Origin of the sequence: Nostoc sp. (assembly GCF_036917975.1) — a bacterium.
Lineage (GTDB): Bacteria > Cyanobacteriota > Cyanobacteriia > Cyanobacteriales > Nostocaceae > Nostoc.
Window position 1 is genome coordinate 235,523 of sequence record NZ_JBALEJ010000034.1, and the last position, 17,701, is coordinate 253,223.

Annotated in this window: 10 protein-coding genes and 1 pseudogene; 8 read left to right on the forward strand and 3 right to left on the reverse strand. The window is 42.2% G+C overall.

Annotation, left to right across the window (positions count from 1 at the left end):
• The first annotated feature begins 265 nt into the window (after positions 1-265).
• On the forward strand, positions 266-1,063 hold the full coding sequence (locus tag V7K76_RS15720) for a class I SAM-dependent methyltransferase (RefSeq protein WP_334780190.1): 798 nt from the start codon (positions 266-268) through the stop codon (positions 1,061-1,063).
• Positions 1,064-1,126: 63 nt separating this feature from the next.
• Here the strand turns inward: V7K76_RS15720 and V7K76_RS15725 are convergent, their stop codons facing one another.
• Positions 1,127-1,669, reverse strand: a complete 543-nt coding sequence (locus V7K76_RS15725) for a Uma2 family endonuclease (protein ID WP_334774277.1) — start codon at positions 1,667-1,669, stop codon at positions 1,127-1,129.
• A gap of 121 nt (positions 1,670-1,790) precedes the next feature.
• Between V7K76_RS15725 and V7K76_RS15730 the strand changes: the two are divergent.
• From V7K76_RS15730 to V7K76_RS15760, 7 genes and pseudogenes are all read left to right on the forward strand, one after another.
• Positions 1,791-1,880 (forward strand): annotated as a pseudogene (locus V7K76_RS15730) (DNA-binding response regulator); the annotation flags it as partial.
• Between the two features lie 328 nt (positions 1,881-2,208).
• Complete coding sequence (locus V7K76_RS15735; RefSeq protein ID WP_335029861.1) at positions 2,209-7,683, forward strand: Calx-beta domain-containing protein; 5,475 nt, start codon at positions 2,209-2,211, stop codon at positions 7,681-7,683.
• A 507-nt stretch (positions 7,684-8,190) separates the two neighbouring features.
• A complete protein-coding gene (locus V7K76_RS15740) occupies positions 8,191-8,349 on the forward strand; it encodes a hypothetical protein (protein ID WP_335029862.1) in 159 nt (52 codons plus the stop codon).
• Positions 8,350-8,503: 154 nt separating this feature from the next.
• Positions 8,504-10,189 carry a potassium-transporting ATPase subunit KdpA gene (kdpA, locus tag V7K76_RS15745; RefSeq protein ID WP_334780192.1) on the forward strand — a complete coding sequence of 562 codons (1,686 nt, stop codon included), beginning with the start codon at positions 8,504-8,506 and terminating at the stop codon, positions 10,187-10,189.
• Between the two features lie 224 nt (positions 10,190-10,413).
• A complete protein-coding gene (gene kdpB, locus V7K76_RS15750; protein ID WP_334780193.1) occupies positions 10,414-12,519 on the forward strand; it encodes a potassium-transporting ATPase subunit KdpB in 2,106 nt (701 codons plus the stop codon).
• Positions 12,520-13,023: 504 nt separating this feature from the next.
• Positions 13,024-13,626 carry a K(+)-transporting ATPase subunit C gene (gene kdpC, locus V7K76_RS15755; RefSeq protein ID WP_334780195.1) on the forward strand — a complete coding sequence of 201 codons (603 nt, stop codon included), beginning with the start codon at positions 13,024-13,026 and terminating at the stop codon, positions 13,624-13,626.
• A gap of 70 nt (positions 13,627-13,696) precedes the next feature.
• On the forward strand, positions 13,697-14,854 hold the full coding sequence (locus tag V7K76_RS15760; protein WP_334780196.1) for a universal stress protein: 1,158 nt from the start codon (positions 13,697-13,699) through the stop codon (positions 14,852-14,854).
• Between the two features lie 87 nt (positions 14,855-14,941).
• On the opposite strand, the gene V7K76_RS15765 is transcribed toward V7K76_RS15760, so the two are convergent.
• On the reverse strand, positions 14,942-16,357 hold the full coding sequence (locus V7K76_RS15765) for a folate/biopterin family MFS transporter (protein WP_334780197.1): 1,416 nt from the start codon (positions 16,355-16,357) through the stop codon (positions 14,942-14,944).
• A gap of 482 nt (positions 16,358-16,839) precedes the next feature.
• Positions 16,840-17,643: an Npun_F0296 family exosortase-dependent surface protein gene (locus V7K76_RS15770; RefSeq protein ID WP_334780198.1), complete on the reverse strand. Its 804-nt coding sequence runs from the start codon at positions 17,641-17,643 to the stop codon at positions 16,840-16,842.
• Positions 17,644-17,701 lie beyond the last annotated feature (58 nt).

Here is a 17,701-nt window from a genome sequence, read left to right on the forward strand (position 1 = left end):
TTCAGCTAGGTATTAAATGCAGCACAGCACTACCATGAACTATAGGAATCGTATTTGATTTTTGAACGTATCTACGCAGGCGGGGAGTGGGGAGTAGGGAATAGGGAATAGGGAATAGGGAATAGGGAGTAGGGAATAGGGAATTAGGCTTTCCGAGTTGTACTGAGCTTTTTCAGAAATCAAATATTAGTCCTATATAAAGTTCAGCAGATATCTATGTGAAAATAAATAAGTCCTGTTCAGTTATTCTTTTCAGGAGGAAAATATGACTAAAGAAATCATGGCAAAATGTGACGATCAAGAAATACTTGAACTCTGGGATAATAGAGCTAAAGACTGGGATATTCAAGTTGGCGATGATGGTGACAGCAATCGAATTCTGAACTCAGATCCAGTCCTATGGAGTTTCGCTGGTAACGTTGCAGGATTGTCTGTCCTCGATGCTGGTTGTGGCACAGGATATCTAGCACGCCAGCTTTGCCTTAAAGGGGCTAGTGTAACTGGTATAGATTTTTCGCCTCAGATGATAGAAATTGCCCAATTCAGAGCTAGCCAAAATAATCTAGATATAGATTTTCATTTGGATTCATGCACTGAACTAAAGTCGCTTCCAGATGAGCAATTTGATATGATCGTCTCTAATTATGTTCTCATGGATTTGCTCGATCTCGAAAGAGCAATCAGGGCATTCAATCGTGTTCTTAAGCCTAGTGGTGTTGCAATCCTTGTGTTCTCACATCCTTGCTTTCCCCAAGGCAAATCAACGACTGTAAATGAGGATGGGACGGTTTTTTATAGTTGGACTTCTTCTTATTTTGAAAAGATGCAACGCAACGACGAACCTTGGAACCATTTTACAACACCATTTATCTGGTTTCACCGTCCTCTTTCCGATTACTGGAAAGCTTTCAAGGCAGCAGGTTTTTCTGTGGACGAGTTTGAAGAACCAAGAATTACCTCGGAGCGATATCATCTTGCAGAAAACGACAAAAAGCTCTTCAATTCAAAAACACGCCCCTATTCGGTAGTATTTAAACTCCAGAAAGTAATTCGTAATTCGTAACGGCGATTTAGATCCCTATTTTTAAATATGGGGTTCTCTTTCTCCTTCTTTTTCATTACTATCCTAGTCAAACTCTGGAGGCCACAAATCTGCAATTGGTACTTCCCATCCTGGGAGCAGTTCGGGAACTGTTAAAATATCGCCATCACGAAGTATTATTGCCTCTTGTCCAAAATTGTAAACTTCAACAATCCGCTCATCTGGATTGAGCAAAATTCCTACTTTAGTTCCCAAACTCAGAAATTCTTGAATTTTGGCTCTCAAATCCTGTAAATTATCACTAGGGGACTTCACCTCGACAGTCAAATCAGGAGCCAATTGAGCAAAAGACTTCGGACTGCGACGCAAGCGTTCGGCTAAAACAAATGAGGCGTCTGGTGCGCGCAAGTCTGAATTAGGCAACCTGAAACCGGCACTAGAAGCTGCTGTTCGTCCGAGTTTGCGCGGTCTAACCCAGTTACGTAATTGGGCTACCATTTCAGCTGCAACCTCATCTGATTCGTATCCTGATGGACTCATAACAATAATATTACCCTTCACTAGTTCCATGCGAAAGTCGGGATACTGTTGCTGCATTTGTTCCAAGTCTTCAAGGGTTAGGGACATAAAACCTCTAGTTACACGCCTTGTATCTATATTAATTATGGAGACAACAGACCTCTCTAGGAGCGATCGCCCCATTAATTCCCCAGTCATCGCCAAACCTGTCACTCTACATTGCCACTAGCATGTCCATGCTATCTTGCGGAAACTAGAAATATGCGATCGCACCCAAGCCGCAGTTTTAGCTATCCAAAAAGGGTTAGTAGCACTATAAGTGTTAATCAACTAATCTACTCAAATTTCAGTCAATCCATCACGATTTAAGTGGAAATGCAGTTGTCTTGGCATTAGACTTAGCATAAATTGCTATAAAGAAAAGCTAGGACTAAAAAATAGCTAACTTTATTGAAGGTGTGCTTGGTTATATAAAAATTAAAAACATTGCGGCTTTAACCCATTAGTTAAAAGGTTAAATCGCCGATTTAATTTGGGAATGAAAGCGAATGAAAAACCATTCACTTTCTATTTTGTCCTGCACGAAAAACACTACCAAGCTCAAGCTAACAAATATCTTATTCTATCTAAATTTCTATTTAATGATTATGACCAAACAGCCAGAAAATAATCACTATAATACTAGAAAAAACTCTAATAATAAAATATTAGAAGCAAGTACAAATATTGTTTTCATAGATCCAAAAGTTATAGATTACCAAAGCTTAGTAGCTGGTATCATCCTGGGCAGTGAAGTCGTTATTCTTGATCCCAATAGAGATGGTTTAGCACAAATTACCGAGTTTCTAGAAAAACGTAAATCTAATTCAGTTCAATCAATTCACATTGTTTCCCACGGAAGTGCGGGGAGTTTGCAACTGGGGTCAGGCAACCTCAACATCAGTAACCTGGATAGCTATGCAAATCAGTTAAAAAAATGGGCAAGTGTTTTAACTGAGAATGCTGATATTTTGCTGTATGGCTGTGATGTAGCCAGTGGTGAAGGCACAAAATTTGTGCAGCAGATTAGCCGAATAACTGGTGCTGATGTTGCCGCTTCTACTAACAAAACAGGAAGTGAAGCTTTAGGTGGCGATTGGAATTTAGAAGTGAAGACGGGGAAAATAGAGGCTTCCCTGGCATTTAAACCGGAAGTAATACAGGCTTACCAATCGATTTTGCCAGCTAGTTTTACTGGCACATACACTCAAAACTTCAACACATTAAATACTGGCGGAACACCAGCTTGGGTTAATGATTCAACTATTTTAGGTTGGTATTCCACAAGAACAACTTACAGCCTTGGTTCTGGCACTAATAACGCAGGTGGATTGTACAGTTTTGGTACAACCACAGAGCGGGCACTCGGTTCTGTAGCTTCTGGTGCTACAGGAACTATTTATTATGGATTGCGCCTCCAAAACAACACAGGTTCACCAATTACCAAGTTGCAAGTAGGTTACACGGGTGAGCAATGGCGTAATGGTGGTAATACATCGCAGCAACAGCTGAAATTCAGTTATCAAACTGGGTCAACTGTCACAAGTTTAACAACAGGAATATGGACACCTGTCACATCACTAGATTTCACCGGGCCAATTGCAACTACAACCGTAGGTTCCCTGAATGGTAATCAAAGTGCCAATCGAACTGTCAAAACACCTGTAATATTTAATCTAGCTACCCCAATAGCTAACGGTGAAGAGATTATATTGCGTTGGGAAGACACAGATGATACAGGCAACGATCATGGTTTAGCCATTGACGATGTATCTGTGAAAGTAGATGGCACCACCTATATAGTAACTAACACCAATGACAGCGGTGCTGGCTCCTTAAGGCAAGCTATTATCAATGCCAATAACGATCCAGGAATTGAGACAATCCTCTTTGACACGACTGGAATATTCGGTGATGCCACCCCCGACACCATTACCCTCACTTCTGGGGAATTGAATATTACTGAAGGAGTGATCATTCAAGGAACTGGGGCTAATAAACTTACCATCAGTGGTAACAATACTTCCCGTGTTTTTAATGCCACTGCCTCTCTCTCAATTGATGGGTTGAAGATAACTGGGGGAAATGGAGCAAATGGTGGTGGGATCTACAGTACTAGTAGTGTCATAGTCAGTAATAGTACTTTTTCTGGCAACACTGCCAGCACCAGTGGTGGCGGCATTTACAGCAGTAGTAGTGTCACAGTCAGCGATAGCAGTATTTTTGGCAACACTGCCAGCAGCAACGGCGGCGGCATTTACAGCAGTAGTGCCACAGTCAGCGATAGCAGTATTTTTGGCAACATAGCGAACCTTGGGGGAGGTATGTACAGCACCAATGCCACAGTTAGCAATAGTACTCTTTCTAGTAACACTGCGAACAGCAATGGCGGCGGCATTTTCAGTAACGGTAGTAACGGTAGTGTCACTATCAGCAATAGCACTATTTCTAGCAACACAGCAAAAACTAATGGTGGCGGCATCTACAGCACTAACAATACGACAGTCGGCAATAGCACTATATTTGGCAACACTGCTGATAGTGATAACAATGGCCAAGGTGATGGTGGCGGTATTTATAGAGGTGGCGGCACAGTTAGCATTAGTAATAGCATCATCGCCGGCAATATTGACCCAGGTAATCAAGGAGCCGATGTCTTTGGTAACAACTTCAATGGTAATGCTTACAACCTGATTGGCAAAATTGCTGGTAAATCATCCGGGACTCTGGGTACGGGTACAGATATTATTAACCCCAATCCTGGACTCAAACTGCTAGGAGATTACGGTGGCTCTACACAAACTCACGCTCTAGACTTTAACAGTCCTGCCAGGAATGCTGGTGATCCCACTTACAGTGGTGGTTTAACTACCGACCAACGCGGCACGAATTTTAACCGTATTGAAAGCGGCAGAATTGATATTGGAGCATTTGAATATGTGCTTCCAAAAGTCAGCTTTGGTGCTGCTACGTACAATGCAATAGAAGATAGTACCGCCACTACAGTAACTATTTCTGTTACTTTAAATGCCTCTCCTGAAACAGCTGTCACAGTTCCTATTGCCGTCAAAAATAGTAGTACGGCTACTATTAGCAACGATTACACTTTTTCCCCTACTACTATCTCTTTTGCTGCTGGGGCGACAGGCGCAAATTTAACACAGCTAATTACTTTTACTATTAAACCAGACGATTTACCTGAGAATGCAGAAACAGTTGTACTCAACTTCGGTACGCCAACAGGAGCGGATTTGGGGACAATAACTGAAACTACTCTCAATATTGCTGCTAATGATTCGATTCAATATGCAATTTCCACCGCCACCTCAACTTTAACTGAAGGTAATAGCGGTACTCAAGCTGTTACCTTCACGGTTACTCGCAGTGGTGGTATTGGTGTAGCTAGCACCGTAGATTATGCTTTTAACGGTACGGCAACTTTTGGCAGTGACTATAACAATATTCAAGTTACGGCTGGAGGAAGTGCTGCATCTGGGACTTTAAGCTTCGCTGTTGGGGAAACCACAAAGACAATTACAGCCGATGTTTTGGGTGACAATACCTTTGAACTTAATGAAGACATTACTGTTACCCTGAGTAACCCCAACCTCACAACTGCGCCAGAAAGTTCCACAATTACTAACAATTCAGCTACAGCAACAATCATCAACGATGATAACCAACCAACTATCAGCATCTCGGATGTCTCGGTTACTGAAGGAAACACAGGTGCAACAACTAATGCTAACTTTACTATCAGTCTTTCTAATGCCAGTTCTCAGCAAGTTACTGTAAATTACAACACAAGTGACGGCACTGCTAATGCTGCTGACTCAGATTACAATTCTACTCCGGGGACGATTACTTTCAATCCTGGCGAAACCAGTAAAACCCTTAGCATTGGTGTTGTAGGTGATAACAAATTTGAAACCGACGAGACATTTATCGTCAATCTTTTGGCTGCAACAAATGGCACTATTGCTGATAATTTAGGAGTTGCTACCATCATCAACGATGACAATCAACCAACTATCAGTATCTCGGATGTCTCAATTACTGAAGGCAATACAGGTACAACAACTAATGCTAACTTTACTATTAGTCTCTCTAATCCCAGCTATCAGGAAGTTACTGTAAATTACAACACGAGTGATGGTACTGCTCAAGTCGCTGACTCTGATTACAACTCTACTTCAGGAACGATTATTTTCGCTCCTGGGGAAACTAGCAAAACTCTTAGTATTGGCGTCATCGGCGATAATCAAACTGAAACCAACGAGACGTTTGCTGTCAATCTTTCGGGTGCGACTAATGCCGCGATCGCAGATAATTTAGGAGTTGCTACTATTATCAACGATGACAACCAACCAACTATCAGCATTTCGGATGTCTCAGTTAATGAAGACAACACAGGTACAACAACTAATGCTAGCTTTACTATTAGTCTCTCTAATCCCAGCTATCAGCAAGTTACTGTAAATTACAACACAAGTGATGGCACTGCCCAAATTGTTGACTCTGATTACAATTCGGCTTTAGGGACGATTATTTTTGCTCCTGGGGAAACTAGCAAAACTCTTAGTATTGGTGTCATCGGCGATAACAAATTTGAAACTGACGAGACATTTGCTGTCAATCTTTCGGGTGCGACAAATGCTGCGATCGCAGATAATTTAGGAATTGCTACCATCATCAACGATGATAATCAACCAACTATCAGCATTTTGGATGTTGCAATTACTGAAGGCAATACAGGAACAACTAACGCTAACTTTACTATTACTCTTTCCAATGCCAGCTATCAGCAAGTTAATGTAAATTACAACACGAGTGATGGCACTGCCCAAATTGTTGACTCTGATTACAACTCTACTTCAGGAACGATTATTTTCGCTCCTGGGGAAACTAGCAAAACTCTTAGTATTGGCGTCATCGGCGATAATCAAACTGAAACCAACGAGACGTTTGCTGTCAATCTTTCGGGTGCGACTAATGCCGCGATCGCAGATAATTTAGGAGTTGCTACCATCATCAACGATGACAATCAACCAACTATCAGTATCTCGGATGTCTCAGTTGCAGAAGGCAATACAGGTAGAACAACTAACGCTAACTTTACTATCAGTCTTTCTAATCCCAGTTCTCAGCAAGTTACTGTAAGTTACAATACGAGTGATGGTACTGCTCAAGTTGTTAACTCTGATTACAACTCTGCTTTAGGAACAATTATTTTCGCTCCTGGTGAAACTAGCAAAACTCTTAGTATTAGCGTCATCGGCGATAATCAAACTGAAAGCAACGAGACGTTTGCTGTCAATCTTTCGGGTGCGACTAATGCCGCGATCGCAGATAATTTAGGAGTTGCTACCATCATTGATGATGACAACCCAACAACTATCAGTATCTCGGATGTCTCAGTTGCAGAAGGTAACACAGGCACAATCACTAATGCTAACTTTATCGTCACTCTCTCCGCAGCGAGTTTGCAGCAAGTTACTGTAAATTACAACACAAGTGATGGTACTGCTAAAGTTTCTGACTCTGATTACAATTCGGCTTTAGGGACGATTATTTTTGCTCCTGGGGAAACCAGCAAAACTCTTGGTATTGGTGTCATCGGTGATAATAAAGCTGAAACCAACGAGACATTTTCTGTCAATCTCTTCGGTGCTATAAATACCACAATTACTGATAGCTTGGGAGTGGCTACTATCATAAATGATGATGCCCCCCCCACCATCAGCATTGCAGATACATCAATCAAAGAAGGCAGTACAGGGATGACCACTAATGCTAATTTTGTCGTCACTCTCTCTACTGAATTCTATCAACCGGTAGTTGTAAATTACAGCACGAGTGATGGTACTGCCCAAGAATCTGACTCGGATTACAATTTTGGGTTGGGGACAATTGTTTTCAACCCTGGTGATACCAGTAAAATTGTTAGTATTGGCGTTAGAGGTGATAATAAAGTTGAAGCTGACGAAACATTTTTTGTCAATATCTATGGTGCGGCAAATGCTACCTTTGCGAATAACCAAGCAGTCGGTACTATCATCAATGATGACCACCAAATTTTTTAATTTTAATACTATATAAAACAAGAGTCAGAATTCCGAATCCTCTACCCATATTCGCGTAGTGGTCGCTGAGGCTTCTCTAAGTGCTTCCCACTCTTAAGAAATAGAGTTTTAAGGCGAGACTTTTTGAATTTATTTTCGCCCACTAGGGGACATTAGCGTATGGGGAAGAAGTACGGTTTTAACCTATACTCAGACGGTCTCTACGCGTAGGGTTTCGTAGAGACCATCTTAATTCTGACCGGAGCTAAAGGAAACGTCTCCAGCCCCGCTCATGTTAGCGCAGCAGGGCGTAGCCTATTCTGACTTCTGAATTCTTCTTCAATTTTAGTTATGATTGTTCGCTCGTTCTATCAACAAGACAATAAGTACACGTACATCTCTACCCACAGAAAACAAAAATGTTTCTTTGATTGGTGCTGTTGATCCCTTTGAAAGTAGCAAACTGGGAAAATGTATTGTATAAACAAATAATCCTAACTAGTGAGATATAGGACTCATATTTGATTTTTGAACAAAACTCAGTACACCTTTATTCCTTCTTCCCAGTCCCCAGTCCCCAGTCCCTTACCTCTACGAGTGATTCAGAAATCAAAGACGCTTGATAGCGCAGCGTTAGCGACGCAGGAGCGTCTGACTCGCTACCGCTTCGCTATCGGATTGCTATAGATGAATTAAGAGTAAAAATTAAATATTCTTAACAAAGACTTTAACAATTATCTGGAAAATAGTAAATCTCTCGAAATCAAATATTCCTACAGCTAATCTGTTATTTCTAAGAATTGGCTTGTTAACAACTCAAATTTAATTTAGCACAAAATATATGGGACAAGGTTTTTTGCAAATAGGCTTAACGCTGTGTATTGTCATAACAATCACTCCGCTATTTGGAAGATACATAGCACGTGTCTTCTTGGGAGAAAGAACACTGCTGGATTTTTTAATGAACCCCATAGAGCGAAGTATGTTCGTACTAGCGGGTGTTCGGAGAAAAGATGATATGACGGCTTGGCAGTATATCCGGGCTGTACTGTGCAGCAACATCATTATGGGCATTTCAGTATATTTACTTATATATTTTCAGAGACTCTTACCCTGGAATCCCAATGGCTTTGGTGCGCCCACTTGGGATGTATTACTACACACAACCATTTCATTTGTGACAAATACAGACCAGCAACACTATGTTGGTGAGACAACCTTAAGCTATTTTAGTCAGGTAGCAGCTTTAGGCTTTTTGATGTTCACCTCCGCAGCTACTGGTTTATCTGTAGGAATTGCCTTTATTCGTGGGTTAACGGGTAGACGACTGGGTAACTTTTACGTCGATCTAGTTCGTGGAATTACGCGAATATTGCTGCCGATTTCGATTATTGGCGCGATCGCTTTGCTGGTAACAGGTGTGCCACAAACATTAGCGAAGACTCTAGATGTGAGAACCTTAGAAGGCGGGACGCAATATCTTGCCAGAGGCCCAGTAGCATCCTTTGAAATGATCAAACTTTTGGGCGAGAACGGCGGCGGCTTTTTTGGCGTAAACTCAGCACATCCCTTTGAAAATCCCAATGGCGCTTCTAATTTGATAGAAATGATCGCCATGATTTCTATCCCAGCAGCCTTGATTTACACCTACGGTATATTTGCCAACAACATTAAACAAGCTTGGCTACTTTTTTGGATGGTGTTTGTGATTTTTGTAGTTCTGGTGGGAGTGACAGCCGTAGGAGAACTGCAAGGTAATCCCCTGGTTAATAATGCCTTTGGATTAGAACAGCCTAATTTAGAGGGTAAAGAAGTTAGATTTGGCTGGGCACAAACGGCATTTTGGGCAGTGATGACTACTGCTACTATGTCTGGTGCGGTGAATGGGATGCACGATTCTTTGATGCCGCAAGGAATATTTTCGACTCTCTTCAACTTATTTATCCGAGTTATCTGGGGTGGACAGGGAACTGGAACAGCTTACTTATTTATTTACTTAATTCTCACAGTGTTTCTCACTGGACTCCTGGCAGGACGTACCCCAGAGTTTTTAGGACGCAAAATCGAAAAGCGAGAAATCGTTCTTGCCAGCGTCGTGCTGTTGATTCACCCAATTCTAGTTTTGATTCCCAGTGCGATCGCTCTAGCTTATCCCATCTCTCTATCTGGAATTAGCAACCCTGGCTATCATGGTATTTCTCAAGTAGTTTATGAATACGCCTCGGCAGCAGCAAACAATGGCTCCGGCTTAGAGGGGTTGAGGGATAATACCCTGTGGTGGAACTTGAGTACTTTAGTTAGCTTAATAGGAGGACGCTACATTCCGATGATTGCCATCCTGCTGTTGGCTGACGGCATGTCTCGCAAAAAACCAGTCCCCGAAACCCCTGGTACCTTAAGAACTGATTCCCTGGTATTTACTGGTATCACAGCTGGAGTGACACTGGTTTTGGGAGTATTGACTTTCTTTCCCGTTCTGGCTTTAGGCCCCATAGCTGAGGGTTTAAAGCTAGCATCTGGCAGTTAGAAAATTTATGAGTTATGAGTGATGAGTTTGGAATTAAGAGAATACTAAAAAATAAATAAATTATCCAGTTTCGTAGAGTGTCTTACTAACGCCACCCTACAGGTTGGATATTTTATTAGAAGTTCCTAATAACTCCTAACTCCTGTACAGACAAGATTAATCCTCTACTCCTCCTGTACAGACGCGATTAGTCGCGTCTGTACTTCTCACTTCTAACTTTATTTATGAATCAAGTGGCAACTAACTTCAAAGCTAGACGCCCAAATTCTCGTTCTGGCGATCGCCGTCGAGGACGTAAAAAGGCCAGGGCAAGTAATAAATGGCTGTACTTCAGGGCAATTAAAGATGCTTTTGTCAAGCTCAACCCTAAGTATGCAATCAAAAATCCAGTGATATTTGTGGTTTGGGTAGGGACAATCATCATCCTATTGCTAACAATTGATCCCAACCTATTTGGCCCACCCCTCCAAAAGAACCCGCAACTTTTCAACGGCTTGTTATCGGGGATTTTATTCTTGACAGTTTGGTTTGCCAATTTTGCCGAAGCAGTGGCAGAAGGGCGGGGTAAAGCCCAAGCTGATGCCTTACGGTTAACGAAATCAGAGACGATCGCCAAAAAACTTGCTGCCGATGGCACACTGAGTGAAGTTTCATCCACCAGCCTTAAACAAGGCGATACCATCTACGTCGTTGCTGGTGATATCATCCCCGCCGATGGTGAAGTAATTATGGGTGTCGCCTCAGTAGATGAATCGGCAATTACAGGGGAATCCGCACCAGTATTAAAAGAATCAGGTTCCGATGTTGGCAGTTCCATCACTGGTGGGACGCGGATTATCTCAGATGAACTAATTATTCGCATCACATCCGATCCAGGCAAAGGCTTTATTGACCGGATGATTGCCTTGGTAGAAGGGGCAGAACGCAGCAAAACACCCAATGAAATTGCTCTGACAGTATTGCTGGCAGTTCTCAGCTTAATATTTTTGTTAGTCGTGGTAACTCTGCCTGCACTTGCTTACTATGTCAACAGTCCAGTCAGCATACCAATTTTAATTGCCCTATTAGTAGCATTAATTCCTACAACCATTAGCGGCTTACTAAGTGCCATTGGCATTGCTGGTATGGATCGAGTCGCCCGATTTAACGTCATTGCGACTTCAGGACGAGTAGTCGAAGTCTGTGGTGATATCAACACTCTAGTTCTTGATAAGACAGGTACAATTACCCTTGGCAACCGTTTGGCGGAAGAGTTTATTCCCATTAACGGTTATTCAATGTCAGAAATTGCTAATGTTGCTTGGGCGGCTAGTGTCTTTGACGATACACCAGAAGGTAAATCTATTGTCCGACTAGCAGAAAAGTTGGTAGCACGGTTTGATTTTGACCCCAACCAGGCAGAAGGAGTTAGTTTTTCCGCCAAAACACGGATGAGTGGCACTAACTTACCTGGTGGATATGAGGCTAGAAAGGGAGCAGTAGAAGCCATTAAAGGATTTGTGCGTTCCCGCAACGGACGCGATACACCAGAATTAAATGCTGTCTACGAACGAGTTTCTCGCCTGGGAGGCACACCCCTAGCAGTCAGCCTAGATAACGAAATTTACGGGATTATTTATCTCAAAGATATAGTTAAACCTGGTATCCGCGATCGCTTTGAGCAACTGCGACGGATGGGAGTGCGTACCATCATGCTAACTGGAGACAACCAAATTACAGCTTCGGTCATTGCTAAAGAAGCAGGCGTGGATGACTTCATTGCCGAAGCCACGCCAGAGGACAAAATTAACGTCATTAAAAAGGAACAAGCCGCAGGCAAACTAGTTGCCATGACGGGAGATGGAACTAACGATGCTCTAGCATTAGCCCAAGCTAACGTCGGCGTTGCCATGAATACGGGGACGCAAGCTGCCAAAGAAGCCGCCAACATGCTCGATTTGGACTCCGATCCCACAAAGCTGATCGATATCATTAGCATTGGTAAACAATTGTTGATTACTCGTGGGGCATTGATGACATTTGCCATAGCTAATGATATTGCTAAATACTTTGCAATTATCCCAGTGATATTTGTCGCTGCTAACCTGCAAAGCCTAAATATTATGAATTTGACTAGCCCGAAATCTGCTGTACTATCAGCGCTGATTTATAATGCTTTGATTATTCCCGCTTTGATTCCCTTGGCATTGAAGGGTGTGCGATTTAGACCGTTGAAAGCTAATCAGCTACTCGAACGCAATATCTTAATTTACGGCTTAGGTGGGGTGATTGCGCCATTTATTGCGATTAAGTTGATCGATATACTGATTACAGTTATAGGTTTGGCTTAGAGGATGTTTGAAAAGTCTAATTTATTACTCACCGGGCGACTGGAAGTCGCGGCTACACAAACCAAACCCACCTCCGTGGGTTAAAAAGCCTTGATTTTATCTTAGTCCACCTCCGTGGACTAAGTTTTGTGTAGTAGCGTTCGCCCTTGGCGTGCCGGAGGCATCATTCTATTGCCTAATACTTTTCAAACATTCTCTTAGGGAAACAAACGCATCTTGATGAAAATAAACATTTTTACTTTTACCTGTTGAGAAAAGGAGAAAGAAGAATATGAATAAACATCGTTTTAATTCAGCACCGCTTCGTCAATATCCTTTGTTTGCTTGCAATAGCCGAAACAACACCTACCACTCGCTATTTTTATCCTGCTGTGCTTGAATGTGGTAGTTACCCCAGTGTTTTATGCTATTGCTAACAGCATTCTTTAACTTCTTCCTGAGTGGGCAAAAGAATAAAAAATAAAAATAAAAAATAAAATTCTAGGAGCAATTGGAAAACTTATTATGGCTATTATTCGAGAAACCATCAGAGCAATTTTTATAACTCTAATGCTTTGGTTGTTGACTGCAATTATCTATCCGCTGATCATCCTTGTAGTGGGTCAAGTTTTTTTACACTATCAAGCTAATGGCAGCATTATGTTGAATCTAAATAATGAACCAATTGGTTCAGCTTTGATCGGGCAGGTGTTCACATCTGAGCGATATTTCCATCCTCGTCCCAGTACTGTTAGATATAGCCAAGGAAAAAAAGCCAAGCCAACTGGCATATCTGGAGCCAGCAATCTCGCTGCTAGCAATCCAGAACTAATGAAGCGGATTCTAGAAGACGCAAATCAATTGCGAGACGAAAATCTTCAACCGATTGCTGATATAATTTATACATCTGGTTCTGGTTTAGACCCGCATATTTCCTTTAAAGCAGCACGGCAGCAATTAGCTCGGGTTGCTGGTGCACGTAAAGTAAAAGAAGATGAGATCCTACGTTTAATTAACAAGTATACTGATGGCAGATTCTTATGGATTTTTGGCGAACCAGGAGTCAATGTTCTCCGATTGAATTATGCTCTTGACTTGCAAGATATTAATCGTCAGCAAAATCAGTAAGTGGGCATTGGGCATTGGGTAAAGCGCCGTTTTCCGATGAAATAGGATTGCTATAGAAACCAAGAATGAAATGTCAGATAATAATAATACTAGTTCAGGTGGCACTGTACCTTTAAATTCTGCAAGTTACTCGCTTTATCCGCCACGACGACGGGGTAAGCATAAGATATTTATTGGTATGGCTCCAGGAGTAGGCAAAACCTACCGGATGCTGGAAGAGGGACACGCACTCAAACATGAAGGAATTGATGTCGTTGTTGGGCTTTTAGAAACCCACGGACGCAAGGAGACAATTGAGAAGGCAGAGAGACTGGAGATTCTACCACGCAAGGAATATCCGCAAGGTGAGTTGACACTAACGGATATGGATACAGATGCTATTTTAAAGCGATCGCCCCAATTAGTCTTAATCGATGAACTTGCCCATACCAACGTCCCTGGTTCCCCACGCGAAAAACGCTACGAAGATGTAGAAGTAGTTTTGGCAGCAGGTATTGATGTCCACTCCACAATGAATGTACAACATTTGGAAAGTCTCAATGATCTAGTAGCCAGAATTACAGGTGTGGTAGTCCGTGAACGTGTTCCTGATAGGATTCTGGATGAAGCAAGCGAAATACTAGTAATAGATGTTACGCCAGAAACATTGCAAGAACGGTTATTAGAAGGCAAGATTTACGCACCAGAAAAAATCCAACAATCCCTCGATAATTTTTTCCAACGCCGTAACCTGATTGCTTTGCGGGAGTTGGCTTTGCGGGAAGTTGCAGACAATGTGGAAGGAAATGCGATCGCCACTATTCCTAACGGGCAATCTTGTAATATTCACGAGCGGGTTTTGGTGTGTGTATCCACCTATCCCAACTCAGTGCAGCTATTACGCCGGGGCGCGAGGCTGGCTAACTACATGAATGCCCCACTTTACACCTTGTTTGTTGCCAATCCAGAGCGCTTTCTCACCAAAGAGGAAAGCTTACACATCCACACCTGTGAGAAACTCTGTAAAGAATTTGAAGGTACTTTTCTTCGTGTTACCAACAGTAACGTAGCTAATGCGATCGCTGAAGTCGCCGAGAAACATCGGATCACCCAGATTGTGATTGGTGAAAGTCAGCGATCACGCTGGCTTATGTTTCTCAAAGGATCTTTGACGCAAAGATTGGTACGCTTACTCAAAAACATCGATTTGCATATCATTGCTAGCGAAAAAATGGTTTCACCCAAATAGGGCAGGGGGAAAGAAGTGAAACTCTTTATTTTTGATGCATGAGTCCTGCACTTTGTACCTTATCTACTTGAAAACTTCTGTATTACCCTATTCCACTATTTTCGACTCTGGTTCTCTCAATACCAACTCAGACATCAAATCTGGCACAAACGCTTTTTCCCCATCTTTGGGTGTCTCAGTTTGTTCCTCAGCAGCAGGTAGCCAGTTGATAAATGGTAAGGGTAACAGCGTGCTGAGATTAGTAATTAGCACTAATAGCCAAAGTGATTCAAAGTTCGTGGCGGTGATCCCCAGCCAATAGGTGATTAATGCCCCAAATGCATGGGAAACCGTTCCTGCTGAATTAAATACCGACATTAACAAGGCAAATAATGTCGCTTCCACTCCAGGGGGACAAAGCCTTGCTGCTAACACCATCACTTGCATGAAGGTAATTTTCCCCATTACAGTGAGAATAAGACTATCACCCAAACTAAACCAGTGGTCATCTATACCCAACAGTCTGTTTGTGTGAGTCACTAACAAGAGCATCGTCATCCCCAAAATTGACGAAAGGACGGTACTCCAAGCAAAAATTACCCGAAAAGGGATGCTTTTGAGGAAACGTTGAAAAATCCAAACGCCTGCTAAAGAAGCGAAACTTGTTACCAAGTGTACCCGCCCCAAAAATTCTGGTTCAAAATGTAGTTCGTTGGTAGAGAAGTAGAAAAAGGCTGAGTCAGCATTTGGGGTAGCTTGCCAGATGAAGACGAATGCCGTTGGTAGCCAAATTGTTTTTTGGGTAATGGCTTGGCGTAGCTGCCCCAGTTGATGTTTGATGGGTAGGGGGTTTGTCTGATTACTATCTTGAGAATCTTTCCGAATGGGGGACTCAGCAATTAACCAAGCTACCCCTGAAACGATGAGAGGAAAGAAAGCGGTAATCCCAAAGACGGTACGGGTAGTAAAGTATTGAAGTAGCAGACCGCTAAAGTATGCTGTGATTAAACCTCCGATCGCAGAAGCACCCCAGCACAGAGATTGTAGTGAGCCGGCTGTTGCTTGTGATTCGCCTCTGGCACGTTCCACAACCAGCGAGTCAACTATGACATCACTCATCGCAACGGAAAGAGAACTAAGAGCGATCGCTAAGGTAGCTCCCCAACTAGTATGAACTATTGTGGCCAGACTCACCCAAGAAGCAGTTCCCAATATCCCCGATAAAATCAAGTAAGGACGCCGACGATAGCCAAATATAGGCAAGCCATCAGAGATAAAACCAAATACCGGCTTGATCATCCAAGGTAGGAAGACAATTCCCAATAGTGCCGACACCTGGACTGGACTTAGCAGCAGTTCATCTTTGAGGAAAAAGCTCACAGCTAGACGCGATAGCCCTAAAATTCCTTGGACAAAGTAAACGGTGAGAATTGCAATTAACTCTGCATTGGGTTCATTACCCAAGAAGATTTTTTGTCTTAGTGAGTCTTTGACCTTGGACAAGCCAGATGATTGAAGCACCATTCGATAAATATTTTTTAAATTTTATCTACTTTTCTATCATATCGATTCTTAAGACTTGGGTTTTAGGATCAGTTCTATGCCAAGTTAAGCTTTTAGCCAATATCTCCAAGCAGAAGGCAATCTAAGTGTTGTAGAGTTGGCTGCTCATAAAATAAATCGCCAAACAATTAGGGCGAGCTTACTTAAGTAAACTCGCCCTAACTTGTATTTAATGTTGACTTTTCGCTGGAATTTCTGAAATCTTGCCTACGACACGCTACGTGAAGTGGAGCCTGGGAGTGAGGCATAAAGAAAATCAGGCAAATCTTACTGAGCTAGAGTTGGTATCTTTAATAAAATTGCTTGAAAGCAGTGCTATTAAAGTAGCGTAGGCGTAGCCAGCCGCAGGCATCGCTTGAGAGTGACATTCCCTTAACTATCATCAGAAGTGCAGAGGATACTTAATGTGAGCTAGAAATTGCGTTGCTTGCAAGCCACTAGACTTAAGACAATTGCAAAACTGACTTTTTCTTAGCTCGACGAGTCATAACTGAAGCAGCACCCACAAAACCAATCGCAAAAACTCCTAATACAGAAGAAGACTCAGGCACTGCTTGAATAACTATATTACCGGTGATACCGTTGTAGCCAGTAGCGACTGTGTGATTATCTGATTCAAAACCACTTCCGCCAATATTGGTGAATTGAACCTGATCAAAAGTTCCGCCAACATCGTAGAAGTTGATGAACGCAAAGGGTTCTCCAGAATCTTGATTTTGGAATGCCGAATTAGGATTACCATAGTAGCTGGATTTATTTGGTAGATTTGCGATATAACTAACCACATCAGCGGTAGTCAAAGTTTGTACAACCTGACCTTGTGAAAGAAATGTAATTACGTTGCTAGCATCTCCAGCAGACCACCAAAGCCCAAAGTAACTTTGTGGGCTTGTCAAATTGAGGGTGGAAACTGTTTGACCATTACCCGATCTATTCGTGTCTACATCAAAATACTTACCTGTTCCACCAGCAGCACCATATTGGTCTGGATTCAAGACCAGAGTATTCTTATAGCTACCAATATTTGTTTGTCCATCATTCCATTGAAATCCTGTTGCACTGTAACCTTGTGTTTGTGAATCAAAGGTGTCTACATGGGCATTAACAAGATTTGATAATTGTGCATTTTGTACGCCTGCGTTTTCTATTGAGACCGCAAAAGACGCAGCCGTTGCAGGACGGGTAATAGTAGCTAAAGACAAAACTACACCAGAAGCGATCGCAGACTTAATTAGAAGATTTTTCATTTGACAATTCCTTTTGGTTTTTTAATCTTTCGTGTTCATAGCCTCATTGTGCGGTGTA